This window comes from Rubrivivax sp. A210 (genome assembly GCF_904426505.1).
Lineage (GTDB): Bacteria > Pseudomonadota > Gammaproteobacteria > Burkholderiales > Burkholderiaceae_C > Rubrivivax.
On the sequence record NZ_CAJGBN010000019.1, the window covers coordinates 1 to 24,789 of the forward strand.

At 70.2% G+C, this 24,789-nt stretch carries 23 protein-coding genes and 1 pseudogene; 10 read left to right on the forward strand and 14 right to left on the reverse strand.

Annotated elements, in window-relative coordinates; all coding sequences use genetic code 11:
* The 3 genes from JMV16_RS13205 to JMV16_RS13215 form a co-directional block, all read left to right on the forward strand.
* Positions 1 to 794 (forward strand): TRAP transporter large permease (locus JMV16_RS13205; protein ID WP_201494753.1); only part of this gene is annotated, 794 nt, incomplete at its 5' end.
* Between the two features lie 48 nt (positions 795 to 842).
* Positions 843 to 1,658, forward strand: a complete 816-nt coding sequence (locus tag JMV16_RS13210) for an NAD-dependent epimerase/dehydratase family protein (protein WP_201494754.1) — start codon at positions 843 to 845, stop codon at positions 1,656 to 1,658.
* A 13-nt stretch (positions 1,659 to 1,671) separates the two neighbouring features.
* Positions 1,672 to 2,637 (forward strand): SMP-30/gluconolactonase/LRE family protein, encoded by a 966-nt coding sequence (locus tag JMV16_RS13215; RefSeq protein ID WP_201494755.1) that lies wholly within the window; start codon positions 1,672 to 1,674, stop codon positions 2,635 to 2,637.
* A gap of 63 nt (positions 2,638 to 2,700) precedes the next feature.
* On the opposite strand, the gene JMV16_RS13220 is transcribed toward JMV16_RS13215, so the two are convergent.
* On the reverse strand, positions 2,701 to 3,429 hold the full coding sequence (locus JMV16_RS13220; RefSeq protein ID WP_201494756.1) for an SDR family oxidoreductase: 729 nt from the start codon (positions 3,427 to 3,429) through the stop codon (positions 2,701 to 2,703).
* Between the two features lie 301 nt (positions 3,430 to 3,730).
* Here JMV16_RS13220 and JMV16_RS13225 point away from each other — a divergent pair, with 301 nt between their 5' ends.
* Genes JMV16_RS13225 through JMV16_RS13235 form a run of 3 tightly spaced genes read left to right on the forward strand, consistent with a single transcriptional unit; the run spans position 3,731 to position 6,289 of the window.
* Complete coding sequence (locus tag JMV16_RS13225) at positions 3,731 to 4,465, forward strand: GntR family transcriptional regulator (RefSeq protein ID WP_201494757.1); 735 nt, start codon at positions 3,731 to 3,733, stop codon at positions 4,463 to 4,465.
* A gap of 8 nt (positions 4,466 to 4,473) precedes the next feature.
* On the forward strand, positions 4,474 to 5,466 hold the full coding sequence (locus tag JMV16_RS13230) for a tripartite tricarboxylate transporter substrate binding protein (RefSeq protein WP_236580508.1): 993 nt from the start codon (positions 4,474 to 4,476) through the stop codon (positions 5,464 to 5,466).
* Positions 5,467 to 5,473: 7 nt separating this feature from the next.
* Complete coding sequence (locus JMV16_RS13235; protein WP_201494759.1) at positions 5,474 to 6,289, forward strand: amidohydrolase family protein; 816 nt, start codon at positions 5,474 to 5,476, stop codon at positions 6,287 to 6,289.
* A gap of 21 nt (positions 6,290 to 6,310) precedes the next feature.
* Here JMV16_RS13235 and JMV16_RS13240 read toward each other — a convergent pair whose 3' ends face one another.
* Positions 6,311 to 7,636, reverse strand: coding sequence for a serine hydrolase domain-containing protein (locus JMV16_RS13240; protein WP_201494760.1), 1,326 nt, complete (start codon positions 7,634 to 7,636; stop codon positions 6,311 to 6,313).
* Between the two features lie 124 nt (positions 7,637 to 7,760).
* Positions 7,761 to 8,666, reverse strand: a complete 906-nt coding sequence (locus tag JMV16_RS13245) for a DMT family transporter (RefSeq protein WP_201494761.1) — start codon at positions 8,664 to 8,666, stop codon at positions 7,761 to 7,763.
* A gap of 281 nt (positions 8,667 to 8,947) precedes the next feature.
* Here JMV16_RS13245 and iolG point away from each other — a divergent pair, with 281 nt between their 5' ends.
* Together iolG and JMV16_RS13255 are read left to right on the forward strand one after the other, a co-directional pair.
* On the forward strand, positions 8,948 to 9,946 hold the full coding sequence (gene iolG / locus JMV16_RS13250; protein ID WP_201494762.1) for an inositol 2-dehydrogenase: 999 nt from the start codon (positions 8,948 to 8,950) through the stop codon (positions 9,944 to 9,946).
* An 11-nt stretch (positions 9,947 to 9,957) separates the two neighbouring features.
* A pseudogene (locus JMV16_RS13255) lies at positions 9,958 to 10,982 on the forward strand (Gfo/Idh/MocA family oxidoreductase).
* A 12-nt stretch (positions 10,983 to 10,994) separates the two neighbouring features.
* Here the strand turns inward: JMV16_RS13255 and JMV16_RS13260 are convergent.
* On the reverse strand, positions 10,995 to 11,954 hold the full coding sequence (locus JMV16_RS13260) for a LysR family transcriptional regulator (RefSeq protein ID WP_201494763.1): 960 nt from the start codon (positions 11,952 to 11,954) through the stop codon (positions 10,995 to 10,997).
* Between the two features lie 108 nt (positions 11,955 to 12,062).
* Here JMV16_RS13260 and JMV16_RS13265 point away from each other — a divergent pair, with 108 nt between their 5' ends.
* A complete protein-coding gene (locus JMV16_RS13265; RefSeq protein ID WP_201494764.1) occupies positions 12,063 to 13,583 on the forward strand; it encodes a CoA-acylating methylmalonate-semialdehyde dehydrogenase in 1,521 nt (506 codons plus the stop codon).
* Positions 13,584 to 13,692: 109 nt separating this feature from the next.
* On the opposite strand, the gene JMV16_RS13270 is transcribed toward JMV16_RS13265, so the two are convergent.
* From JMV16_RS13270 to JMV16_RS13290, 5 genes are all read right to left on the reverse strand, one after another.
* On the reverse strand, positions 13,693 to 14,679 hold the full coding sequence (locus JMV16_RS13270; RefSeq protein WP_201494765.1) for a P1 family peptidase: 987 nt from the start codon (positions 14,677 to 14,679) through the stop codon (positions 13,693 to 13,695).
* Positions 14,672 to 15,799 carry an acyl-CoA dehydrogenase family protein gene (locus tag JMV16_RS13275; RefSeq protein ID WP_201494766.1) on the reverse strand — a complete coding sequence of 376 codons (1,128 nt, stop codon included), beginning with the start codon at positions 15,797 to 15,799 and terminating at the stop codon, positions 14,672 to 14,674. The genes JMV16_RS13270 and JMV16_RS13275 overlap by 8 nt, the downstream gene beginning before the upstream one ends.
* 1 nt (position 15,800) lies before the next feature.
* Positions 15,801 to 16,982 (reverse strand): acyl-CoA dehydrogenase family protein, encoded by a 1,182-nt coding sequence (locus JMV16_RS13280; RefSeq protein ID WP_201494767.1) that lies wholly within the window; start codon positions 16,980 to 16,982, stop codon positions 15,801 to 15,803.
* A gap of 100 nt (positions 16,983 to 17,082) precedes the next feature.
* Positions 17,083 to 17,733, reverse strand: coding sequence for a TIGR02281 family clan AA aspartic protease (locus tag JMV16_RS13285; RefSeq protein WP_201494768.1), 651 nt, complete (start codon positions 17,731 to 17,733; stop codon positions 17,083 to 17,085).
* A 17-nt stretch (positions 17,734 to 17,750) separates the two neighbouring features.
* The gene (locus JMV16_RS13290) at positions 17,751 to 18,254 is read right to left on the reverse strand and encodes a YajQ family cyclic di-GMP-binding protein (RefSeq protein WP_201494769.1); all 504 of its coding nucleotides are present in this window, start codon (positions 18,252 to 18,254) and stop codon (positions 17,751 to 17,753) included.
* A gap of 57 nt (positions 18,255 to 18,311) precedes the next feature.
* On the opposite strand from JMV16_RS13290, the gene murB reads away from it, so the two are divergent.
* Positions 18,312 to 19,352 (forward strand): UDP-N-acetylmuramate dehydrogenase, encoded by a 1,041-nt coding sequence (gene murB / locus JMV16_RS13295; protein ID WP_201494770.1) that lies wholly within the window; start codon positions 18,312 to 18,314, stop codon positions 19,350 to 19,352.
* Here the strand turns inward: murB and JMV16_RS13300 are convergent.
* The 5 genes from JMV16_RS13300 to JMV16_RS13320 form a co-directional block, all read right to left on the reverse strand.
* Positions 19,342 to 21,579: an ATP-binding protein gene (locus JMV16_RS13300; protein WP_236580509.1), complete on the reverse strand. Its 2,238-nt coding sequence runs from the start codon at positions 21,577 to 21,579 to the stop codon at positions 19,342 to 19,344. The two genes, murB and JMV16_RS13300, sit on opposite strands and share 11 nt — an antisense overlap.
* On the reverse strand, positions 21,576 to 22,139 hold the full coding sequence (locus JMV16_RS13305) for a hypothetical protein (RefSeq protein WP_310737103.1): 564 nt from the start codon (positions 22,137 to 22,139) through the stop codon (positions 21,576 to 21,578). The genes JMV16_RS13300 and JMV16_RS13305 overlap by 4 nt, the downstream gene beginning before the upstream one ends.
* 63 nt (positions 22,140 to 22,202) lie before the next feature.
* Entirely contained in the window at positions 22,203 to 22,898 is a 696-nt protein-coding gene (locus tag JMV16_RS13310) for a VC0807 family protein (protein ID WP_201494772.1), read from the reverse strand.
* 96 nt (positions 22,899 to 22,994) lie between these two features.
* On the reverse strand, positions 22,995 to 24,224 hold the full coding sequence (locus JMV16_RS13315; RefSeq protein WP_201494773.1) for a tetratricopeptide repeat protein: 1,230 nt from the start codon (positions 24,222 to 24,224) through the stop codon (positions 22,995 to 22,997).
* Between the two features lie 49 nt (positions 24,225 to 24,273).
* Entirely contained in the window at positions 24,274 to 24,501 is a 228-nt protein-coding gene (locus JMV16_RS13320; protein ID WP_201494774.1) for a hypothetical protein, read from the reverse strand.
* Positions 24,502 to 24,789: the final 288 nt, after the last annotated feature.

The following is a 24,789-nucleotide window of genomic DNA, read 5'->3' on the forward strand; positions in this document are numbered from 1 at the left end:
CGGTGGGCGCCCTCATCGCCGCCGGCCTGCTGCCCGCGGCAGTGCTGATGGTCTGCATGTTGATCGCCGCCTACGCGGTGGCGGTCTCGCGCGGCTACCCGGCCGGCGTGTTCCCGGGCTGGGCCGGTGTCTTCCATGCCGCGGCGGCGGCGGTGCCGGGGCTGCTGATCGTGGTCATCATCCTGGCCGGCATCCTGTCGGGCGTCTTCACCGCCACCGAGGCGGCGTCCATCGCGGTGATCTACACGCTGCTGCTGACCTTTCTGATCTACCGCACGATGAACTGGCACTACCTGATGCTGGCCGCCGCCAAGGCCGTCAAGACCACCGGCGTGGTGCTGTTGCTGATCGGCGTCTCGGCCATGTTCCAGTACCTCATGGGCCTGTACGAGGTGGCCGATTTCATGGGCGAGCTGCTGGGCAAGGTGTCGACCACGCCCTGGGTCGTGTTCCTGCTCATCAACGTCATCCTCTTCGTGCTGGGCACGTTCATGGACATGGCGGCCACGATCCTGATCGCCACGCCCATCTTCCTGCCCATCGCGATGAAGTTCGGCATGGACCCGGTGCAGTTCGGCATGGTGATGCTGATCAACTGCGCGCTGGGCCTCAACACGCCGCCGGTGGGCACGACGCAGTTCGTCGGCTGCGCCATCGGCGAGATCTCGGTCGGCGCGGTGATGAAGACGATCTGGCCCTTCTACGGCGCGTTGGTGGCGGCGCTGATGCTGGTCACCTACGTGCCCTCGTTCTCGCTGGCGCTGCCAAGGTTGCTCATGGGTTATGCCCACTGAGGCGCCGCCAACGCCCCGCCTTTCCAAACACTCCTTCGAGGATCTCAAATGAGCAAAGTCGCCTTGAGCGGCGCCGGCGGCATCGTCGGCAGCATTCTGCGCAAGGGCCTGCGCGAGCGCGGCATCGACCTGCGCGCGGCCGGCGGTTCGCGCCCGCTCATGCCCTTGTTTGACGGCGAGGACGTGATGCACGGCGACCTGCGCGACCCGGCGGTGGTCGACCGGCTGCTGGCCGGCGTCGACGTGCTGATCCACATGGCCGGCACCAGCGTCGAGAAGCCACTGCCCGAGATCATCGACAACAACCTGCGCGCGCTGGTCGAGGTCTACGAGGGCGCGCGCCGGCACAAGGTCAGAAGGGTGGTCTTCGCCAGCTCCAACCACGCCTTCGGCATGTACCCGGTGCAAGAGCGCTTGCAACTCGGCAGCGCCTACCGCCCCGATGGCTTCTACGGCCTGTCCAAGGTCTGGGGCGAGGCCCTGGCGCGCATGTACTGGGACAAGCACGGCATCGAAGGCATCTCGCTGCGCATAGGCACGACGATGGGCAAGCCCCCCAAGAACGCGCGCCAGCTCAGCACCTGGATGGGCACCGAAGACCTGCTGCAGCTGGTGCAGCGCTGCATAGAGGCCGAATCGGTCGGCTATGCCGCGGTCTGGGGCATTTCCAACAACAGCCGTGCCTATTACGACCTCTCCGAGGGCAATGTGATCGGCTACGAGCCGACGCAGAACGCCGAGGACTGGGCGGCCGCCCTGCTGGCCCAGCCCAACCCGCTCGACGAGGTGGCGCGCAGCTTTCAGGGCGGCGCCTTCGTGACCCAGGACTACACGCCGCCCACGCAGCGCGCCCGCCGGGCCTGAGCCGCAAGAAGCCATGAACGAACCCGCCTTCACGCCCAGCCTGCGCTACCCCGATCCGGCGCTGGAGATCCTGGACCCCAGCTTCACCAAGTACCGCATCTACAGCAGCGCGGTGGAACGCCTGGGCAGCGGCATGCGCTGGGCCGAGGGACCGGTGTACTTTCCGGCCGGGCGCTACCTGCTGGTCAGCGACATCCCCAACAACCGCGTGATGCGCTACGACGAGGTCAGCGGCGCCTGGGGCGAGTTCCGCAAGCCGTCCAACTTTGCCAACGGCCACGCCCGCGACGGCCAGGGGCGCTTGGTCTCCTGCGAACACCTCACGCGCCGCATCACCCGCACCGAATTCGACGGCCGCATCGTCGTGCTGGCCGACCGCTTCAACGGCAAGCGGCTGAATTCACCGAACGACGTGGTCTGCAGGTCCGACGGTTCGGTCTGGTTCACCGACCCGCCCTTCGGCATCAGCGGCGATTGGGAAGGCGATGCCGCGACGCCGGAGCTGCCGCATTCGGTCTACCGCATCGCGCCCGATGGCCAGCTAGGCTTGGTCACGGTCGAGCTTGCCGGACCCAACGGCCTGGCTTTCACGCCCGACGAGAAGGCGATCTACATCGTCGAATCGCGCGCCCAGCCCAGCCGCAAGATCTGGCGCTACGAGATCGCGGCCGATGGCGCGACCCTCGCCCACAAGACGCTTGCAGTCGATGCCGGCGGCGCCGGCGCCATCGACGGCATCTGCGTCGACGCAGACGGCAACCTCTGGTGCGGCTGGGGCAGCGACGGCCGGCCGGGCGCGAGTTCAGCCGATCTCGACGGCGTGATGGTCTTCAACCCCGCAGGCCGCGCCATAGGCTTCATCCGCCTGCCCGAGCGCTGCGCCAACCTCTGCTTCGGCGGGCCCAAGCGCAACCGGCTCTACATGGCGGCCAGCCATTCGCTGTACGCGCTTTACGTCGGGGTCAGGGGCGCGGCCTGAGCAGGGGGTGGGCAGGGCGGTTCAATCGCGCCGGCCGCCCCAGCGCGTTTCGCCCAGGTTCCGCTACAAATCGAAGTTTGTCGGCATCATCACCACGTCGCGGATGGTCATGCCGCGCGGCCGCGTGAGCATGAAGATCACCACCTCGGCCACCTCGCTGGCCTCGAGCAGGCTGCCCGCGGCCTTGGCCTCGGCCAGCTTCTCGGCCGGCCAGTCGGCGAGCAGGGCGCTGATCACCGGGCCGGGCGAGATGGAGCCGACGCGCAGGCCGTGCTTGAAGACCTGGCGCCGCACCGTCTGCACGAAGCAGTTGATGGCCCACTTGGACGCGGCATAGACCGGTTCCCAGGGTGTGGGGTAGTGGGCCGCGAGCGAGCTGGTGACGATGATGTCGCCTGACCCACGCGCAATCATGTGGGGCAGCACGTCGTGCACGTTCTTCATCACGACGTTGACGTTGAGGTTGAGCATGCGGTCCATTGCCGCCGTGTCGGCATCGACGAGATCGCCGCCGACATAGGTGCCGGCATTGGCGTGGAAGATGTCCAGCCGGCCGGCCTGCTCGAGGATGCGGGGCATCAGCGCCGCGCAGGCCTGGGGGTCGAGCAGGTCGAGCACCAGCGGTGTCGCCGCCTCGCCCAGCCGGCTGCAGGCCGCCTTCAGTGTCGCCCCGTCGCGGTCGACCAGCACCACGCGGGCGCCGGCGGCCAGCAGGGCCTCGGTACTCGCCAGCCCTATGCCCGATGCGGCGCCGGTGACGGCCGCGACCTTGCCTTGCAGTTCTCTTGCCATGATGAGGCTCTCCTTCTTGGGCACCCGCGGCGGCGGGCATGGGGTGAGACAAGGGCCGCCTTCGCAGCGGCGCAGGCCCGAACGATAGGCCTTGCCGCCCCAGGCTGCGCGTATGGCCTTGACCGCCATGGATACGAAATTGCGAGCCAGGCTAGGCGCTTTCCCTGAGCGGGTGGAAATCGCAGGGCTTTGAGCCGCAGCTGGCCTGTCCGGGGCGCGCAGGGCGGTGCAGGGAGCCGGCAGGCGCAAGTTGACAAGGCGAACAAGACCTTGCAAACTCTAGTCCTATAGAGGACTAGATATGCCAAGCCTGCGTCTTGTCGAATCCGAACCCGGCCAGAGCCGCTATGGCGCGCTGGCCGCGGCCATGCGCTCGCGCATCATCGCCGGTGAGTGGCCGCCGGGCAGCGCCATTCCGGCCGAGCAGGCGCTGGCCGCCGAGCACGGCGTCGCGCTTGGCACCATGCGGCGGGCACTGGACCTGCTGGCCGAGCAAGGCCTGGTCGAGCGCAGCCACGGCCGCGGCACCTTCGTTCGGCAGGGGCTGAGCGGCGCGACCATGCTGCGCTTCTTCCGCTTCGGCGCGGCCGGTGAACAGGCGCCGCAGTCGCGCATCCTGGCGCGCGAGGCGCTGGCGGCGCCGGCCGAGGTGGCGCGCGTGCTGGCGATCGGCCCCGGCGAGCAGGCCTTGCGGCTGAAGCGGCTGCGCACGGTGGGCGGCCAGCCGGCGCTGCTGGAGGAGATCTGGCTGCCGTTGCCCCTGTTCGCGCCGCTGACCGGGGGCGACCCGGCCGGCTGGGGCGATCTGCTCTATCCCTTCTATGCCGAGCGCTGCGGCGTCCATGTGCAGCGTGCCGTCGACACCATAGGTTTTGGCCGCCTCGGCGCCGTCCAGGCGCGGGCGCTGCGCCTGGCGGCAGGCCACCCCTGCGCACGCGTGCAGCGCCAGGCCTTCGACCTGGCCGGCCGCTGCGTCGAATGGCGCACGACGCTGGGCGACGCCAACGCCTTCCACTACACCGTTGCCATCACCTGAGGATGCCCATGACCCTGCTCGAACTCTCGCGCCGCCGCGGCCTGCTGGCCGCCGGCGCTGCCCTGCTCGCGGCCCCGTTGGGCCGCGCTTTCGCCGCCGGCGACATTGCCGGTGGGAGGCCCATCACGCTGGTGGTGAGCTACCCCGCCGGCGGCGGTGCCGATGTGATGGCGCGGCTCATTGCGCCGCGCATGGCCGAGGCACTGGGCCAGCCCGTCATCGTCGAGAACAAGCCCGGGGCCAGCGGCACAGTGGCCGCGGCCCAGGTGGCACGCGCCACGCCAGACGGCTCCATGCTGCTGCTCGACGCCTCGTCCTTTGCCGTCAACCCCTCGCTGTTCGACAAGCTGCCCTACGACACGGCCAGCGCCTTCGCGCCGCTGGCCGTGCTGGCGGCTTACCCCAATGTGCTGGTCTGCACCGCCAGCTTCGAGGCCCGCTCGGTGGCCGACGTGCTGCGCCTGGCCCGCGCCAGGCCCGGCACGCTGGCCTATGCCTCGTCGGGCAATGGCTCGGCCCAGCACCTGGCCGGCGCGCTGTTCGAGGCCATGGCCAAGGTCGAGATGTCGCACATCCCGTACCGCGGCGGCGGCCCGGCTCTCAATGACGTGATGGGCGGCCAGGTGCCGCTCTTCTTTGCCAATGTGGCCTCGTCGCTGGGGCACATCCGGTCGGGCCGGCTGCGCGCGCTGGCGGTGACGTCCAGGCTGCGCTCGCGCGTGCTGCCCGAGGTGCCGGCGCTGGAGGAGGCCGGGCTCAAGGGCTACGAGGTGCTGGAGTGGAACCCGGTGCTGGCACAGGCCGCCGTTCCGGCCGCGGTGCGCGCCAGGCTGGCCGCGGCCATCCGCAAGGCCATGTCCGACCCCGAGGTGCTGGCGCGCGTGCGCGCGCTCGGAGGCGAGGTCTTCGGCGGCAACGAGCCCGAGGCCGCCAACTTCCTGAAGGCCCAGCAGGCGCTGTGGGCGAAGGTGGTGCGCGAGCGCCGCATCACGCGCGAGTGAGGGGGCGATGCCTGCCAACGATTCTTCGGCCGCGGGCTGGGACTGCCACGTCCACGTCTTCGATGCCGCGGCGCCGGTGCGGCCGGGCCACTACCTGCCCGCGCACCGGCCCCTGGGCGAGATCGAGGCCCTGGCGCAGCACCACGGCGTGGGCCATCTGGTGCTGGTCCAGCCCAGCGTCTACGGCAGCGACAACGCGGTGATGCTGCGGGCGCTGGAAGCCGCGGCGGGCCGGCACCGCGGCGTGGCCGTGGTCGACACGGACATCAGCGACGCCGAACTCGACCGCCTCCATGCCGCCGGCGTGCGCGGCGCGCGCTTCAACCTCGTCTCGCCGGCCGGCCACAGCGGCGATGTGGCGGCCGACCTGGCCGCACTCGCGCCGCGGCTGCGCGAGCGCGGCTGGCATGTGCAGTGGTACGTGCAAGCCGACGCCTTGCCTCGCCTGGTGGCCTGGCAGGCCGAGACCGGCCTGCGCTTCGTGCTCGACCATCTGGCGGGGCTGGGCACGGCCCAGGCCGATGACGCCCCGGCCTGGGCCGCGGCCCGGGCGCTGGCCGCGGGCGGGGCCTGGATCAAGCTGTCGGGCTGGTACCGCCTGGGTGCCACGCACCCCTATGCCGCGCTGCAGCCCCATGTGCAGCGCGTGGCCGCGATGTTTGGGCCGCGCATGGTCTGGGGTTCCGATTGGCCGCACACCGGCATTGCGCCCGCGCAGCTGCCGGGCTATGGCGCGACCCAGGCGCCGGTTCTCGCGGCGCTGGGTGAGGCAGGCTTCGACGCGGTCCTCAGCGATCAGGCCCGCGCGCTCTATGGCGGTTAGCCCGACGAGGCCTGCGGGCTCTCAGTCGACGATGGCCTGCGACACCAGGTCCTTCATCGCGCGGCGGTAGTAGGCGCGCAGCGGGCTCGGTGCCTGGCTCATGTAGACACCGCAGATTTGCTCCTTGGGCTCGGCCCAGAAGAAGGTGCCGGCATAGCCTGCCCACATGAATTCACCGGCCGAGCCGTGTACACCGGCCATGCCGTCGCCCTGGCGCACCATGAAGCCGAGGCCGAAGGTGTAGCCGGCCACGCCCATCAGCAGCGCGCCGGGGTTGACGGCCGCTGACGCCAGCACCGGGCCCAGGTGGTCGGAAGTCATCAGCTGCACCGTGCTGCGCGAGAGAATGCGCGTGCCCTCGAGCTGGCCGCCATTGAGCATGGCCTGGCAGTAGCGCAGGTAGTCGCCCGCGGTGCTGACACCACCGGCGCCGCCCGAATCATTGCCGGGGGTCTGGCTCACGTCGATGAGCTTGTTGTCGACGCCGGTGGCCGGGTCCTTCGGGAAGGCCTCGGCCAGGCGCGCGGCCTTGGCCGCCGGCACCGAGAAGCCGCTGTCGACCATCTTGAGCGGCTTGAACAAGCGCTGCTGCAGAAAGTCTCCGAGGCGCTGGCCCGACACCGCCTCGACCACGCGGCCTTGCACGTCCACCGACAGGCTGTATTCCCAGGCCGTGCCCGGCTGCTGCGCCAGCGGCGCCTTGCCCAGGCCCTCGGCCATCTCGGCGCCCGACAGCGTGCGCGCGTCATAGTCCAGCGTGGGCTTGTAGACCCCAGCCTTGATGTAGGCCTCGCGCACCAGCGTGTTCTTGGTCAGCTCGCCATAGGCCAGGCCCGAGGTGTGGCGCAGCAGATCCTGGATCGTCGGCTCGCGATTGGCCGGCACCAGCTTGTAGGCCACGCCGCCGAACACGGGGTCGAAGGTGGGCGCGCTGACCATGGGGTTCTTGAACGAGGGCAGGAACTTGCCCACCGGGTCGGTGAGCTGCACCCGGCCGTCCTCGACCAGCATCATCAGCGCGGTCGAGGCCAGCGGCTTGGTCATCGAGTAGATGCGGAAGATCGAATCGGTGGCCATGGCGCCGCCGCTGGCGTTGTTGAGGCTGCCGAAGGCCTTGGCATAGACCAGCTTGCCCTTGCGCGCCACCATCACCACGGCGCCGGGCAGTTTCTTGTCGGTGATCTCCTTCTGGAACACCGTGGTCAGCTTGTCCAGCCGCTCGGACGACATGCCCACGCTCTCGGGCGCGGCCGTGGGCAGTGCCTGGGCCAGCGCGGCGCCGGCGGCCAGCGCTGCGACGGCGGCCAGCAGGGTGGGCACAAGACTGGAACGTTGGGTGTGGGCCATGTCGGGTCTCCTCTTGCGGTTTGTGGTGGCGGCTGTTGCGAGCGGCAGTGCCGCCGCGGCCATGGTGCCCCAAATCCGGCCGTGGCCCAGCAGGGCTTTCACCGGCGGGCCGGCCCCTCGCGCGCTAACGTCGCCCGGCCGAAACGAGGGCGACGCCGGCGCAGGTGACGGCGATGCCCGCCACGCTGAGCGCGGTGGGCAACACGTCGAACATGGCCCATTCGAGCAGCACCGCCACCACCGGCGTCAGAAAGAACAGGCTCGTCACCTTGGTGGCATGGCCGCGCCGCATCAGCCCGTGCAGCGCGTTCACGGCAAGAATCGACGCCAGGATCACGAGGTAGGCGATGGAGCCCAGCAGCGGCCAGCGCCATTGCACGGCAAAGCCCTCGAACTGCCAGGCCAGCGGCGCCAGCACCAGCAGCGAGGTGCCGAACTGGATGAAGGCCGAACTCCGCAGATCGGCGCTGGGGCAGAACACGCGCTGGTACAGCGTGCCGCTGGTGATGGCCGCGAGCGAGATGGCCACCGCCACCAGGCTGCCCACGCTGACCGCCCTGACATCGATCTTGTGCCAGACGACGAACAGCACGCCGGCCAGGCCGAGCAAGACCCCCAGCCACTGCCACGCCACCAGCCGCTGGCCCATGAAGCGGTGTGCGACGACGGCCGTGAACAGCGGCTGCGTCGCGAGCACGAGCGCGGTGACGCCGGCCGACATGCCCAGGTATTGCGCGAAGTGGCTGCCGCCGAGGTTGACGGCGTGCATCAGCAGCCCGGCGGCGCACAGATGGAGAAACTCGCGCCGGCTGGCCGGCCAACGCGCCTTCGCGACCAGCAGCCACGCCGCCATGCAAGCCAGGCCGAAGGCATAGCGCAGCGACAGAAAGGTGAGCGGCGCCGCAAACTGCATCCCGGCCTTGGAGGCCAGATAGCCCGAGCCCCAGACGAGCACGAAGTACCAGCCGAGCAAGCTGTCGTAGCGCCCGGCGTCTCGCGCGGCGGCTGCGCTGGCGGTGGTGTGGTGCATGGCGATGTTCAGCGCACCAAGGCCTTGATGTGCGCCCACAGTGTCGCCTTGGACACCGTGGTCATGGCCATGGCCTGCATGAAGGGGTCCGGCCGCGTGAGCGTGGCCACGCCGATGTCCGGGAGGGAGGGCGCTGCCAGATCTTCATGGCGCTGTCGTCGATTGAATAGAAAAATCGTTTCATTTAATTCTATCATTGGTATAGGAATTCGAAACCGATGCGCGTGCCGGCAGCCTGGGCGCGCAAGTCTCCCCGCCCACGCTACAGGAAAGCACCCCCCATGAAGAACGTCGCCGTCCTTGGCGCCGGCCGCATAGGCCGCATCCATGCTTCCAACCTGGCCGCGCTGCCGGGCGTCACGCTCAAGTACGTCAGCGACCCGTCGGCGCAGTTTGCCGCCGAGCTGGCGCAAAGGCTCGGCGCCCAGGTGGCGACCATCGCCGATGTCTTTGCCGACAAGAGCATCGAGGCGGTGGCCATTTGCTCGCCCACCGACACCCACAGCGATCTCATCACGCGCGCCGCCCAGGCCGGCAAGCACATCTTTTGCGAGAAGCCGGTCGACCTCTCGGTGACGCGCGCCCAGGCCTGCGTCGATGCCGTCAAGGCCGCCGGCGTGGCCTGCATGATCGGCTTTCAGCGCCGCTTCGACCCCACCTTTGGCGAGGCCCATGCGCGCCTGGCGCGGGGCGAGATCGGCACGCCCGAGATGCTGGTCATCACCAGCCGCGACCCTGGCGCGCCGCCGGTGGAATACCTCAAGGCCTCGGGCGGCATCTTCCGTGACATGCTGATCCACGACCTCGACGTCTTCCGCTGGATCCTGTGCAGCGGCGACGGCGACGAAGCCGCCTGGATCAGCGCCACCGGCTCGGTGCTGACCGACCCGGCCATCGCCGCGGCCGGCGATTTCGACAGCGCGGCGGTGACCATCCGCACGCAAAAGGGCCGGCTGTGCCAGATCAACACCACGCGCCGCGCCGCCTACGGCTATGACCAGCGCTTCGAGGTGCTGGGCTCGGCCGGCCTGCTGCAATGCGGCAACCACAGGCCCACCGAGGTGGTGCAGTGGGACGCCATGGGCATCCGCGGCGACAAGCCCGAGAACTTCTTTCTTCAGCGCTATGCCGCGGCCTACCGGCTGGAGATTGCGCACTTCTTCGAGTGCCTGCAATCGGGCCAGCCCTTCAAGACCACGGTGGCCGACGGCGTGGCAGCGCAAAAGCTCGCCGACGCTGCCGCCGAGAGCGCCCGCAGCGGCCAGCCGGTGCAGTTCTGAAGGCGGTTGCCGTGACCCCCGCCAACACCTTGCGCGTCGGCATCGCCGGCCTCGGCCGTCTGGGCAAGCGGCACGCCGAACTGCTGCGCTTCCGCGCCCGCGGCGCCACCCTGGTGAGTGCCTGCAGCCCGGTGCCGGCCGAACGGGTATGGGCCCGCAATGAACTGGGCGTGAATAGCCTGCACGAAGACTTCAACCGCTTCGTGCGCGACCCGCAGATCGATGCCGTGGTGCTGGTGACGCCGACCACGCTGCACGCCGACCAGGCCATTGCGGCGCGGCAGGCCGGCAAGCATGTCTTCATCGAGAAGCCGCTGGCGCTGGGCGTGGAGAACTGCCAGCGTGTGGAGACGGTGGCGCGCCAGCACCCTGGCCAGGTCGCGATGGTCGGCTTCGTGCGCCGCTTCGACCCCAGCTATGCGCGCGCCCAGGCCGAGATTGCATCCGGCGCCATTGGCCGGCCCTTCATGGTGAGCTCGCAGACCTGCGACCGCAACGACCCCGACGGCTTCTTCGTGCGTTTTGCGCCCACCTCGGGCGGCATCTTCATGGATTGCAGCGTCCAGGGCGTCGACCTTGCCCGCTGGATGCTGGGCCGCCCGCGCGCCACTCGGGTCTTCGCCAGCGGCACCATCGCCATCCACGAGGGTTTGAGACTGATGGCGATGTCGACAACGGCATCGCCATCGTCGAGTTCGAGGGCGGCCAGCGTGCCGTGTTCTACGCCTCGCGCACCTTTGCCCACGGCCACGACACGCAGACCGAGATCCTGGGCACGGCGGGCCAGCGCCTGGTGGGCCAGGGCGCGGCGCGCGACCACGCCATCGCCTGCGATGCCCGCGGCGTGAGCCGCCAGCCGCCGCTGGACTTCCTCGAGCGCTTCAACGAGGCCTTCGTGTACGAGATGCAGGCCTTTGTGGCTGCCTGCCGCGGTGAAACGCCGCTGACGCTGGAACTGGCCGACGCCACCGAGGCCACGCGCATAGGCCTGGCCATCACGCGCTCGCTGCGCAGCGGGCTGCCGCAGGAGGTCTGAACAGCGGCCGTGTCAGGCGGACGGCTCGCCGTCCGCCTTGTCGCTGCCGAAGCCGCCCTGCAATGCCTCGCGCAAACAGGCGACAAAGGCGTGTACGGCACGCGGCACATGCGGGCTGTAGGGGCGGATGGCGTAGAGGTGTTCGCCAAAGGCCCCCACCGAGCGCCAGCCTGGCAGCACCACCACCAGCCGGCCCGCGGCCAGATCCTTGCGCGCACTGAAGTCCGGCAGCAGCGCAATGCCGGCGCCGCCCAGCGCCGCCTCGCGCAGTGCTTCGCTGTTGTTGGCCGCGAAAGGCCCGCGCACCGGCACGCTCAAGCGGCTGCCGTCGCCGGCCAGGTCCTCGAAACTCCAGGCCGGCGCCTCGTCGCCGCGCAGGTAGTGGATGCAGTCGTGGCCGGCCAGGTCAAGCGGCGCGGCGGGCATGCCGCGGCGGCGCAGGTAGGCGCGGCTGGCCACCAGCAGCGAGCGCGTCTCGCACAGCGTCCAGGCGACGTGGGTGTCAGGTGCCGACGCGGCATGGCGGATCGCGAGGTCGAAGCCTTCCAGGGCCAGCGAACTCAGGCGGTCGGACAGTTCAAGCTCGATGCGTACCGCCGGGTGCTGGCGCAGGAATGCCGGGATGAGCGGCACGATCTGCTGCCGCCCCAGCGCCACTGGCGCGGTCACGCGCAGCAGGCCCTGCGGCGCCTCGGCCAGGTCCTTGATGCCGGCAAAGCTGCGCTCGATCTCGGCGAAGGCGCCGCGCGTCGAGTCGACCAGCCGCTGGCCGGCCTCGGTGAGGCGCACGCTGCGCGTGGTGCGCCGCACCAGCGGCAGGCCGGCGGCCTCTTCCAGTTCGGCCATGCGTTGGCTCATCGCCGCCTTGCTGAGGCCCAGGCGCTGCGCGGCGGCTGTATAGCTGCCCATGGCGGCCAGCATGCCCAGGCCATGCACATGCGACCAGAGCGAATCGATCTTCTTCAGTTTCATGGCCTGATTGTTCGCCAATGTGAACAGTGAATCCAGCAATACAGGCTTGGAGAGCGCCCCGGCACTGCCTAGACTCTCGCCATCGTCCAGCCCAGACCGGAGCCCCCCATGAGCCTCATCCAGCCCTATACCGCCAGCGAAGAACTCGGCCACTACATCGCCGGCCGCCGGGTCGCCGGCACCAGCGGGCGCGGCCAGGCCGTCTACAACCCTGCCAGCGGCGCCGTCGCGCGCCAGCTGGCGCTGGCCAGCGCCCAGGAGGTGGCCGCCGCCGTGGCCAGCGCCCGCGCTGCCTTTGCGGACTGGGCCGACACGCCGCCGATACGCCGCGCCCGCGTGCTCAACAAGTTCCTGCAACTGGTCAACGAGAACCGGGACACGCTGGCCGCGATGATCACCGCCGAGCACGGCAAGGTCTTCAGCGACGCCCAGGGCGAGGTCTCGCGCGGCATCGACATCATCGAGTTCGCCTGCGGCGTGCCGCAACTGCTCAAGGGCGACTACACCGACCAGGTCTCGACCGGGATCGACAACTGGACGCTGCGCCAGCCGCTGGGCGTGGTGGCCGGCATCACGCCCTTCAACTTCCCCTGCATGGTGCCGTGCTGGATGTTCCCGATGGCCATCGCTGCGGGCAATACCTTTGTGCTCAAGCCCAGCGAGCGCGACCCTTCGCCGGCGCTCTTCATGGCCGAGCTGTTCACGCAGGCCGGCCTGCCGGACGGAGTGTTCAACGTCGTGCAGGGCGACAAGCTTGCGGTCGACGCGCTGCTCGAGCATCCCGACGTCAAGGCCATCAGCTTCGTCGGCAGCACGCCCATCGCGCACTACATCCACGAGCGCGGCTCGCACTTCGGCAAGCGCGTGCAGGCTCTGGGCGGCGCCAAGAACCACATGGTGGTGATGCCCGATGCCGACATCGAGCAGGCCGTGGACGCGCTGATCGGCGCCGCCTACGGCTCGGCCGGCGAACGCTGCATGGCTATCAGCGTTGCCGTCCTTGTGGGCGACGTGGCCGACAAGATCGTGCCGCTGCTGGCCGAGCGCGCCCGGGCGCTGAAGATCGGCAACGGCATGGCGGCGGACGCCGAGATGGGCCCCATCGTCACGCGCGAGGCGCGCGACCGCATCGAGAACTACATCGCCATCGGCATCGAGGAAGGTGCGAGCCTGGTCGTCGACGGCCGCGGCCACCAGGTGGCCGGCTGCGAGGCCGGCTTCTTCACCGGCGGCACGCTGTTCGACCATGTGACGCCGGCGATGCGCATCTACAAGGAAGAGATCTTCGGCCCCGTGCTGGCCTGCGTGCGCGCCCGCGACTTCGGCGAGGCGCTGCAACTCGTCAACGACCACGAGTTCGGCAACGGCGTGGCCTGCTTCACCAGCGACGGCGGCATCGCACGCGAGTTCGCGCGCCGCGTGCAGGTGGGCATGGTCGGCATCAACGTGCCCATCCCCGTGCCCATGGCCTGGCACGGCTTCGGCGGCTGGAAAAAGAGCCTCTTCGGCGACATGCACGCCTACGGCGAGGAAGGCGTGCGCTTCTACACCAAGCAGAAGAGCGTGATGCAGCGCTGGGCCGGCAGCATCGCCAAGGGCGCCGAGTTCGCGATGCCGACGGCGAAGTGACGGTGGCGCACCGGGCCGGCCGGCCATGCAGCGCATGCGCTGACGAACCCGGCCGCGGGCAGCGACAAGGCCTGTTCCCGAGCTGCACAACAGCTGCGGGCTCAGGCCATCAGGCCAGGTCGCGCAGCGCCGGGAGGTCGGGCTCTGCCAGGCCGGTGGCGTGACGCACGGCCTGCAGCACGGCGCGGGCCACGGCCTCGGCGGCCAGCAGGCCCAGCACCGTCATCTCGCCGGGGCGTCCGCTGGCGCCGGTGGCCAGCGCGAACAACGTGTCGCCGTCGGCCATGGTGTGTACCGGCAGGATGGTGCGGGCGAGGCCGTCGTGGGCCGAAGTGGCCAGGCGCTGCGCCTGGGCCTTGTCGAGCACCGCATCGGTGGCCACCACGCCGATGGTGGTGGCCATGCCGGCGATGGCCTGGGGCGGCAGAACGCCCGCCAGGATGGCCGCCACCGCGCTGCGCGGCCGGCCGTCGGGGCCGCGGCCGCCGGCCAGCACGGTGCCGTGGTTCGGATCGACGACATCGCCGATGGCATTGACCGCGACCAGCGCACCCACCGTGACCGCCCCCACGCGCAGCGAGGCCGTGCCGATGCCGCCGCGCATCGCGCGTTCGACGCCGAAGAGCTTGCCCACGCTGGCGCCGGCACCGGCGCCCAGGCTGCCCTGCGCGGGTGGCGACGCCGTCGCGGCTTCGCAGGCGGCATAGCCGGCGGCGGCATCGGGGCGGATGCGGCCGTCGCCGATCCAGAGATCGAAGAGCACGGCCGCGGGGACGATGGGCACGCGCAGGCCGCGCACCGCCAGGCCGTGGCCGCGCTCTTCCAGCCATCGCATCACGCCGCCGGCGGCGTCCAGGCCGAAGGCGCTGCCGCCGGCCAGAAGCACCGCGTGTACCTGCTGCACCCAGTTGTCGGGCCGCAGCAGATCGGTCTCGCGCGTGCCGGGCGCGGCGCCGCGCACGTCGACACCGCACACCGCGCCGGCGGGGCAGAGCACGACGCTGCAGCCGGTGGGCCTTTGCGACGAGGTCCAGTGGCCGACCGCGAGGCCGGCGACGTCGGTGAGGCTGCCGGCGCTGTCGTTCACATCAGGCAAAGACGCCGGCGGTGTCCTGCATGCGCGCCGACACCTCGCCCAGGTGGTGCATCGTGTCGCCCAGGCTCAGCTCCAGCATGCTCAGGCGCTTGAAGTAGTGGCTGGCGATGGCCTCGTCGGTGCAGCCTATGCCGCCGTGCAGCTGTATGCACTGCTGGCCCACGTAGCGCATGGAGTGGCCCAGCTGCACGCGCGCCTGCGCCACGGCGCGGCGGCGCTGCGGCGCCGGCTGGCCCAGCTTGAGGCTGGCGAAATAGCTCATCGAGCGGCCCAGCTCGAGCTGCATCTTGACGTCGGCGACGCGGTGGCGCAGCGCCTGGAAGCTGGCCAGCGTGGCGCCGAACTGGCGGCGCGTGTTCATGTAGTCCACCGTCACCGCCACCAGGCGGTCCATCAGGCCCACGGCCTCGGCGCAGTGGGCGGCCAGGCCCACGTCGACTGCGGTCTCGAGCAGCGCGTGGCTGTCGACCGCCATCAGTTCTGCCGCGGCGCCGGCCAGCGTCAGGTCGGCGGCCCGCGCGCCATCCTGGGTGGGGTAGGCCATGACTTGCGCCTGGGCGTGTTCGACCAGGAAGAGGGCGATGCCCTCCGGGTCGTCGTCGGCGCCGTGGACGCGGGCCGGCACCAGAAAGGCGTCGGCCTCGTCGCCGGCCGGCACCACGCATTTGACGCCGTCCAGCACCCAGCCCGCCCCCTGCTGGCGGGCGCGCGTAAGCACTTTCTCGATGCGGTAGCGCGAGGCGCGCTCCTGCAGCGCCGGCACCACCAGGGCCTCGCCGCTGGCGATGCGCGGCAGCCAGGCGGCTTGCAGCGTGGCCGGCGCGGCGGCCAGCAGCTGCGGCGCCATCAGTGCGGCGTGGGCATAGGGGGCGTTGACGAGGCCGCGTCCCAGCTCCTCGCTCACCACCATGGCCTCGACGGGGCCGAAGCCCATGCCGCCCTGGGACTCGGCCACGGCCAGACTGGCCAGGCCCAGTTCGGCCAGCTCGACCCAGACGGCGCGCGTCGTACCACCGGCCTTGGCCAGCGCATGGCGGCGCTCGAAGGTGAAGCCCTTGTCGACCCAGCGCCGCACGGCGTCGCGCAGGGCTTCCTGGTCTGGCGTGAAGTCGAAGTCCATCTCAGCTCCCCAGGACCGTCTGCGCGACGATGTTGCGTTGCACCTCGTTGGAGCCGCCGTAGATCGTCGTCTTGCGGTGGTTGAAGTAGACGCTGGCCAGCGGCAGGATGCTGGCCGGGAAGGCGAGGTCGCCCTGCCAGCCGGCGTCCATGGCTTCAAAGATGTGGGCGCGCGCCAGCGGGCCGGCGGCCAGCATCATCAGCTCGGTGTAGCGCTGCTGGATCTCGCTGCCGCGTATCTTCAGCAAGCCGGCCACATCCAGGCTCTGCTTGCCGCTCTTCTCGGCGCTCAGCACGCGCAGCACCATCATCTCGAGCGCGACGATGTCGACCTCGAGCAGCGCGATCTGGTCGCGAAAGCGCAGGTCGTCCCACACGCCCTCGGTGCGGGCGATGCGCTTCAGCCGCTCCAGCTCGCGCTTGGCGCGGTTGACATCGGCGATGTTGGTGCGCTCGTGGCTGAGCAGGTGCTTGGCATAGGTCCAGCCCTTGTTCTCCTCGCCGATGAGGTTGGCGGCCGGCACTTCCACGTTGTCGAAGAAGACCTCGTTGACCTCGGGCTCGCCGTCCATCAGCACGATGGGCCGCACGCTGACGCCGGGGCTCTTCATGTCGATGAGCAGGAAGCTGATGCCGGTCTGCGGCTTGCCTTCATTGCTGGTGCGCACGAGGCAGAAGATCCAGTCGCCGTGCTGGCCCAGGGTGGTCCAGGTCTTCTGGCCGTTGACCAGGTACTTGTCGCCCTGGCGTTCGGCGCGGCATTTCACCGAGGCCAGATCGCTGCCCGAGCCCGGCTCGCTGTAGCCCTGGCTCCACCAGACTTCGCCACTGGCGATGCCGGGCAGGAAGCGCCGCTGCTGCTCGGCATTGCCGAAGGCCATGATGACCGGCGCCACCATCACCGGGCCGAAGGGCACGACGCGCGGCGCGCCGGCCATCGCCAGCTCTTCCTCGAACAGGTGTTTCTGGATCGCGTTCCAGCCCGGGCCACCAAAGGCCGGGGGCCAGCCCCAGCCCAACCAGCCCCGGGCGCCCAGGATGCGTGCCCAGCGCTGGTGGTCGTCCTTGGTCAGGCGCAGCGCGCCGTGTACCTTGCGGCTGATGTCGGGCGGCAGGTTGCGCGCCACCCAGTCGCGGATCTCATGGCGAAAGGCCAGCTCTTCGGGGGTGAAGTCCAGGTCCATGGCAGGCAGACCCGGCTTGGCTTCCGGGCAGGGCGGCGAGGATCGGTTTTTAGCACGGGCGTTCGCGCCTGTCGCCGCGGCGACGGCGGCCAAGCCAGCGTCAGCGTGCCTCGAGCCGCATCACGTCGTTGTCGCGCCGCATCTGGAAGCGGCCGAGGAAGCTGTTGCCCAGCAGCACGAAGGGCATGGGCATGGGCAGCACGACGGCGCCGACGTTGCTGACCTCGACGTCGCCCACACGCAGCTGCGGCAGTGTCACCAGTTGCACCAGCACCTGGCCATTGGCGGTCTGCATCGTGCCCGGGGTGGCGTCGCGCAGGTCCACGCCCAGGCGCTGGGCGTCGTTGCGGCCCAGCGAAACCAGGGTCGCGCCGGTGTCGACCATGAACTCCACGCGGTGCCCGCCAATGCTGCCCGCGGTGGTGAAGTGGCCGCCTTGGCCGGCCGGGATCACGATCTCCCGGCCTCCGCCGGCACCCTGGCGCGGCTGGGCCGCAACCTGCACCGGCGCCGTGCCCGGTGCGAGGGTGCGCGTGCGGCCGCCGCTTTCGATGCGCGCCACCTCGCCGTCCCAGCCCAGCAGGCGCAGGCCGCCGACGGCCTCGCCTACACCCACGGTGCGGGGCTGGCCATCGATCACGAACAGCGCCTTCTGGCCCATGCGCCCGGCCAGCACCACCTGGGGCTGGGCCGTGGCGGCACCGGCGCACAGCAGCGAAAGGGTGGCGGCCCAGCGGCGTGAACGTCTCATGGCCTTGGTTGCGTCAATCAGTTGCGGAAGTTGTTGAAGGACAGCGGCTGCTCGTGGAGTTCCTTGCGCAGCATCGCCATCGCCACCTGCAGGTCGTCGCGCTTGGCGCCGGTGATGCGCACCGTATCGCCTTGCACGGCAGACTGCACCTTGAGCTTGCTGGCCTTGACCAGGCCCTGGATCTTGCGCGCCGTCTCGGCGTCGATGCCGCTCTTCACCGGCGCCGGCAGCTTGAGCTTGTCGCCGCCGAGCTTGACCGGCGTGGCCGAGAAATCGATGAAGCGGGTGTCGACGCCGCGCTTGGCCAGGCGCGCCAGCAGCACATCGCGCACCTGCTGGAGCTGAAAATCGCTGTCGCCGAAGAGGGTCAGCTCGCGGTCGGAGGCGCTGCGGTCGGCCAGTTCGATCTTGGCGCTGGAGCCCTTGAAGTCGAAGCGCGTGCCGATTTCCTTGTTGGCCTGCTCGACGGCGTTGCGCAACTCGACCAGGTCGGGCTCGATGACGGTGTCGAAACTGGGCATCGGAAGATGGAGTCGGGGTCGGGCGGGCAGGGCAAGGATATCGACGAAAATTGTCGCATGTCACCTTCCTCTGTGCCGCTGCTCGACGTGACGGAACGCGCGAACCTGCGGCTTCATAACAGCTTCGGCCTGCCGGCCGTGGCGGCGATCCTGGTGCGCGTGGCCAGCGCGGCCGATGTGCGACGCGTCGTCGACCACCCAGCCTATGGCGTGGCGCCGCAGTTCATCCTGGGTGGCGGCAGCAATGTCGTGTTCACCCGCGACCTCGATGCCGTGGTGCTCAAGGTGGAGATCATGGGCCGCCGCCTGTTGGCCGAGACGGCCGATGCCTGGATCATCGAGGCCGGCGCTGGCGAGTCCTGGGCCGAGCTGGTGGCCTGGACCGTGGCCCAGGGCTGGCCCGGTCTCGAGAACCTGGCGCTGATCCCCGGCTCGGTGGGCGCGGCGCCGGTGCAGAACATCGGTGCCTACGGGCTGGAGCTGAAAGACCGCTTTGAATCGCTGGATGCGGTCGACCTCGTCACCGGGCGCAGCGTGACGCTGGGCGCGGCCGAGTGCCGCTTCGGCTACCGCGACAGCGTCTTCAAGCAGCACCTGGCCGGCAAGTCGGTGATCACCACGGTGCGCCTGCGCCTGCCGCGGCCCTGGCGGCCGGTGCTGGGCTACCTGGACCTCGAACGCCGCATGCTCGAGACCGGCAATGCGCGGCCCGATGCGGCAACCATCTTCGACTGGGTGTGCGCCATCCGCCGCGCCAAGCTGCCCGACCCGGCGGTCATCGGCAATGCCGGCAGCTTCTTCAAGAACCCGGTGGTCACGCCTGAACAGTGCCGCGACATCATCGGCCGCGACCCCGAGATCGTGCATTACCCGATGGCCGACGGCAGCGTCAAGCTCGCGGCGGGCTGGCTAATCGACGCCTGCGGCTGGAAGGGCAAGAGCGTGGGCCGCGCCGGCGTCTACGACAAGCAGGCCCTGGTGCTGGTCAACCGCGGCGGCGCCAGCGGGGCCGAGGTGGTGACCCTGGCGCGCGCCATTCAGGAGAGCGTTTACGGCAGGTTCGGCATCCGGCTCGAGCCGGAGCCCATCATCGTTTGACGCCAGGCGCCAGGATGCCGAGTTGCTGCGCTGCCGTGCGGGTCTGGGGCAGCAGTTCTTCGTAGCGCTGCACCAGGCGCGCGATCTCGTGCGCCGGCAGGTGGGCCGCGCCCTCGTGCAGGGCGTCGGCGGTGGCGGCCAGGGCCGACAACCCCAGGTTGAGCGCCGCGCCCTTGGCGGCGTGGGCGTTGACGCGCAGCTCCAGCGGCTGGGCGTCGCGCACGGCGGCGCGCAGGCGCTGCACTGTCTGCGGTCCCTGGTCGAGAAAGGCCTCGATCATCTCGGCCAGGCGTTCGCGCGGCATTGCCTGCAGCGAGGCGTTGATGGCCGCCGGGTCGATGAGCGACTGGGCGTCGCCACGCGCCGGCAGCGCCGCGGCCTCGGCAGGCGCGCCGCTGGCCGGCACGCGGGCGGCACCGAACAGGCGCCGCAGCGAGGTCGACAGCTTCTGCGGGCTCACCGGCTTGGTGAGAAAGTCGTTCATGCCGGCCACCAGGCAGCGCTCGCGCGTCTCGTCGAAGGCGTCGGCGGTGAGCGCGACGATGGGCACGGTGGAGCGCGCCGGGTCGCTCAGCGCGCGGATGGCGCGCGTGGCGCCGATGCCGTCGAGCTCGGGCATGTGCAGGTCCATCAGCACGATGTCGAAGCTGCGTTCGCGCGCCGCCGCCACCGCCTCGACGCCATTGGCGCTGAAATGGGCCTCGTGGCCCAGGCTCTTGAGCAGCGCCGCCATGTACTGGCGGTTGAGCGGGTGGTCCTCGGCCACCAGCACCTGCAGCGGCTGCGCCGCCGGGGCCTGGGCTGCCGTGAGCGCGGCGTGTGGCGGCGCCTCGGCGGGCAACTGGCGCAGCGGCATGCGGAAGACGAAGCTGCTGCCAACGCCGGCGCGGCTTTGTGCCGTGATGTCGCCGCCCATCAGGCGCGCCAGGTCTCGCGAGATCTCCAGGCCTAGCCCGGTGCCGCCATGACGGCGGGCGGGGGTGGGGTCGGCCTGGGCGAAGCGCGTGAACAGCCGCGCCAGCATGGCCTCGTCCATGCCGATGCCGGTGTCGGTAACGATGAAGTGCAGCTCGGGCTGCTCTTTCTCGTCGGCCTTGCAGCGCACGTCGAGCACCACGGTGCCGCGGTCGGAAAACTTGACGCCGTTGGACAGCAGGTTGAACAGCACCTGCTTGACGCGCTTGGCGTCGCCCAGGATGCGCTCGGGCACGCCCGGCTCGGCATCGATGTGCAGCGCCAGTCCCTTGGCCGCGGCCTGCGGCCGGATCAGGGCCTCGACATCTCGCAGCAGGCCGCGCAGGTCCAGCGGCGCCGGCGTCAGCGACATGCGGCCGCTTTCGAGCTGCGACTTGTCGAGGATGTCGTTGAGGATGGCCAGGAGGTGGTCGGCCGATTCGGTGGCGGTGCGCAGATAGTCGATCTGGCGCGGCGTGAGGCCGGTCTCGCGCAGCAGCGACAGCATGCCCATCAGGCCCTGGAACGGGGTGCGGATCTCATGGCTCATATTGGCCAGGAAGGTGCTCTTGGCGGCACTTGCCGCCTCGGCCTCGCGCTGCGATTGCCGCAGGCTGTCGGCCAGGGTCTCGAGCGCGGCGCGGCGCTCGCCCAGCTGGTGCAGCTGGCGCCAGGCGATGTAGGCGAAGGCCAGCGTCAGCAGCGAGAGAAAGCCGGTCAGCGCCAGGCCCAGCTTGTTCTGTTCGCGCACTGCCTGCACGCGCGTCTCGATCTGGTCCACCGTGCGCTGGGCCGCGCTGTCCGAGAGGCCGTGGATGGGCTCGGCCAGTGCTTCCAGTGTCGGCAGCAGGGCCAGCAGGAAGGCCGCCGTGGGCTCGGTCTCGTGGGGGGTGCCGAGGGCACGGTCGGCCGCGGCGATGAAGCGCTGGACCTGATCGCGCGTGCGCCGAAGATCCTCGTGGCCGTCGACGAAGCGGCCGGTGCGGGCGGCGCTGAGCAGTCCGACACGGCTGACCCAGATCTCGTAGCGCAGGCGCAGCGCGGCGATGTCGGGAGGCCGGGGGCCTTCGACCGCGCGCCGCCACTGCTCGCGCAGCTGCAGGTATTCCAGCTCGGTGTGCTGGGCCGTCATCAGCACGAATTCCTCGCCGGGCGCCACGCGCTGGCGAAGCATCGCGAACTGCCGCGCCTGCACCATGGCCACCGCCAGCAGCACCAGGGCGAGGCCGCCGCCGACCACGCCCAGCCAGCCCAGCCGCGTGGCGCGCTTCAAAGCACCTCGATCGTTCGCAGCTGCCATGCCGAGCGGCTGTAGTAGATGGCGCTGCGCAGCTCGGTGCGCGCGTCGAAGGGGTAGATCACGAACAGCGGGCCCTTGTCGCGCACGGCCATCGGGCGGTCGTCGAGCAGGCGCGCGACGATGACATCGTGCTGCTGCGGGTCGGCATAGGGCAGCTCGACGCGGTAGTCGTTGAGCGCCGTCAGGCGCAGCGTCGTGCCCTGGGCGCCAGCCGCCGCCAGCACATCGCGCAGCAGCGGCCCGGTGAAGCGGCGTGCCTGCGCGAACCAGGGCGTGCGTGTGCTGAAGCTGGTCTGCGGCAGGGCTTCGAGCATGGGCATGTCGAAATCGGCCTGGCCGCCGCGGTTGGGCTTGCGCACGCGGCCGGTGATGCTCAGCACGACCGCACCGGCCGGGCCTTCCAGGGCGAGCGCCGGGCGCAGGCCCAGGGCGCACAGTGCAGACAGGGTGCCCAGGCCCAGCAGGCGGCGACGACCCGACGCGGCGCCTGGAGGGGCACCGTTGCGGGGGGCCGGCGGGAGGCTGCGGTTCAAGCCGCCATTCTAGGGGGGCGCCAGCGGGTGCCCGGCCTGCGCCTCCAAGGCCTTTTCGGGCCCTCAGCCTTGCTGCTGCAGCATGTCGGCTATGGCCAGGCCGGTCAGCGTGCGCGCCTCGCGCGCCAGCCAGTACAGCAGGCCCATCATCATCAGCATCGAGGGGATGGCGATGATGGGGTAGCTCAGCAGCGTGAGGCGGCCGAGTTCCTGGTTGAAGGCCTCGGTGCCGGCGGGGCTGACGACAACCCAGCGTGCCAGCAGGTAGTTGGCCACCGACGAGAAGAAGAAGGTGCCGGCCAGCAATTGCGTGCCGGTGCGCAGCCTGGCCTCGAAGGTCAGGGTACTGCCCTTGGCCGCGAGCGCCGCATTGACGCGCTCGACGTCGAACAGCGAGGCATTGAAGACGAGCAGGCGGATCAGCGGCGAGGCGGTCCAGGCCGAGCCCAGGATCACAAGGCCGATCAGCGCCGGCACCGCGGCCTCCTTCACCGCCAGCCAGTAGGCATCGAGCGAAAGCAGGCCTATGCCGCCGGTGAGCAGCGTGCTCACCACACCCAGCACGGCCAGCCAGTTGAGCTTGCGCCGCCGCCAGCCCTCCCACAGCCCCCAGCCGATCGGGAAGGCCAGCGCAAGCAGCAACGCGCCCACCGTGCCCAGGCGCTTTTCGCCGCTGAGCTGCATGAGGACGAGCGCCGGGATCAGGATCGTGACGCCGATCTCGAGCAGCGCATTGGGCTTGGCCGGTTCTTTCGTCATGGGGAGCGGGCTGGGGCGCTGGTATGCGCCGGGGCGCCCATTGTCGTGGCTGGGCGCAGCCCACGCCAAGGCGGCGCGGGAAGGAAGTGTGAACAGCTAGTGCAGACCGGCGTTGCGCAGGCTGGCCAGCTTGGCGGCGTAGCGGGCCTGGCTGCCTGCGTTGCCGCTGCTGGCGAGCGCCAGGCGCAGGTGGTGGGCCACCTTTTCGGCGTCGCCGAGCCGGGCATAGGCCTGGGCGGCCCAGAAATGCACCTCGTCCTGGTCGGGCTGGCGCCGCAGCTCGAGCAGGAAATGTCCGATTGCCCGCCGTGCATCGCCCGCGGCCAGGGCCTGGCGTCCCTGCTCGAATTCCTGGAACGGTGGCAGCGGTTGCAGCCGCGCCAGGCGCTGCCGCAGCACCTGGATTTCGGCCTTGCCGCCGGCACGGCCGGCGCGGTCGAGCAGGCCGACCAGATTGGAGAGTGCGGCGATGTTGTCGGGCTCGCGCTGCAACAGCAGGCGCAGCACCGCCTCGGCGGCCTCGGCATGGCCGGCGCGGCTGTAGATCACGGCCAGCGTATTGGCCGCCGGCGCGAAGCCAGGGTCTTGCAGCACGGCGCGCCGGGCCCAGGCGTAGGCGGCGTCGAGATGGCCTGCGGCGGAACCTTCGACCAGGCTGTCCCCCAGGCTTTCGGCGGCCCGGTTGTTGAGATACATCGCCACCAGGGTGCGCTCGTCCAGGGCATCGACGCGCGCACCGGCCAGTTCCGACTGGGGCAGGAAGTCGACCGTCAACTGGCCGTCGTCGACATGGCGGCGCAGCAGCGGCGGCCGGCCCAGCACCAGGTTGACATGGCCGCTGGCCAGCAGCAGGTCTCCGCGCCGCATATAGCTGTCGTCGATCTGCACGCTCTGGAAACTCACCGGCAGGCCGAGATGGCGCGCAAAGGCTGCCGTCATCACCACCAGCGACAGGCAATTGCCGGCGCGCGCCGCGAAGGCCTCGGCAGCACTGCGCGTGCGTCGGTTCTCGTATTCGAGCCGCAGGCCGCCGCTGCGGTAGAGCGCGTCGATCAGCACCCGGCGCGGGTCGCGCAGGGGCGATGGCGATGCCAGTTCGCGCGCCGCGTACTGGATCATCTCGTCGCTGAGCGCGAAGGGGTCGACCGCCGCCACCGCGGCCAGCGGTGCTGCGACAAACCACTCGTCGTGCAGTTGCGGGAGGGTGGGGGCGCTGGCCCCGGGCGGCGACGTGGCGCAGCCTGCCAGCGAGATCGCCACGCCACTGATCAGGGCGCCGAGGATGCGCCGCACACCAGGTGCGGCCAAGCGGTGCAAGGGTGACATGGCGGGCCTCCGCGGCCATCCTACGCCCGCGTCGGCCGCCTTGCCAGTCTCAGCCCGGCTTCAACTGGGCCAGGCGCTGGCGCAGGCGTTGGGCAGCCACGCGCAGGGCGGGGCTGGTCGACCTGAGGGCGCGATCAAGCACGCTGGTGGCGTAGGCTTCGTCGTCGAGCATGTGCTCGACGTGGATGCGCACACCTTCACCCGCCATCAGCCATTTCAGCTCGACGACCTCGACGAGCGGGGTCGGCAGGGCTTCGGCCGGGCAGGTTGCATTCATGTTCGGTTCTTCATCCACGACTTCAGACTAACGGCCGATCACTGCTGCAAGCTGACGGGAATTTGGAGGACTTCCTCCAGAATGCAGCAGTTCGTGCGCTTGAATTCACGCCGCTCGCAGGGCCCAGGGCCCGACGCCCGGCAGCGATGGTGGGTCGGCCCTCCAGACGGCGCAAGAAGTCTTGGCAAGCCTCGTTGCTGCAGTGCAACAAAATCCCCCGAAACCAGGGGGAGACCCCTGCCATGCGGCTCATGGGGGCTCTCTCCCAGGTTCCCTCAAATTTGGACC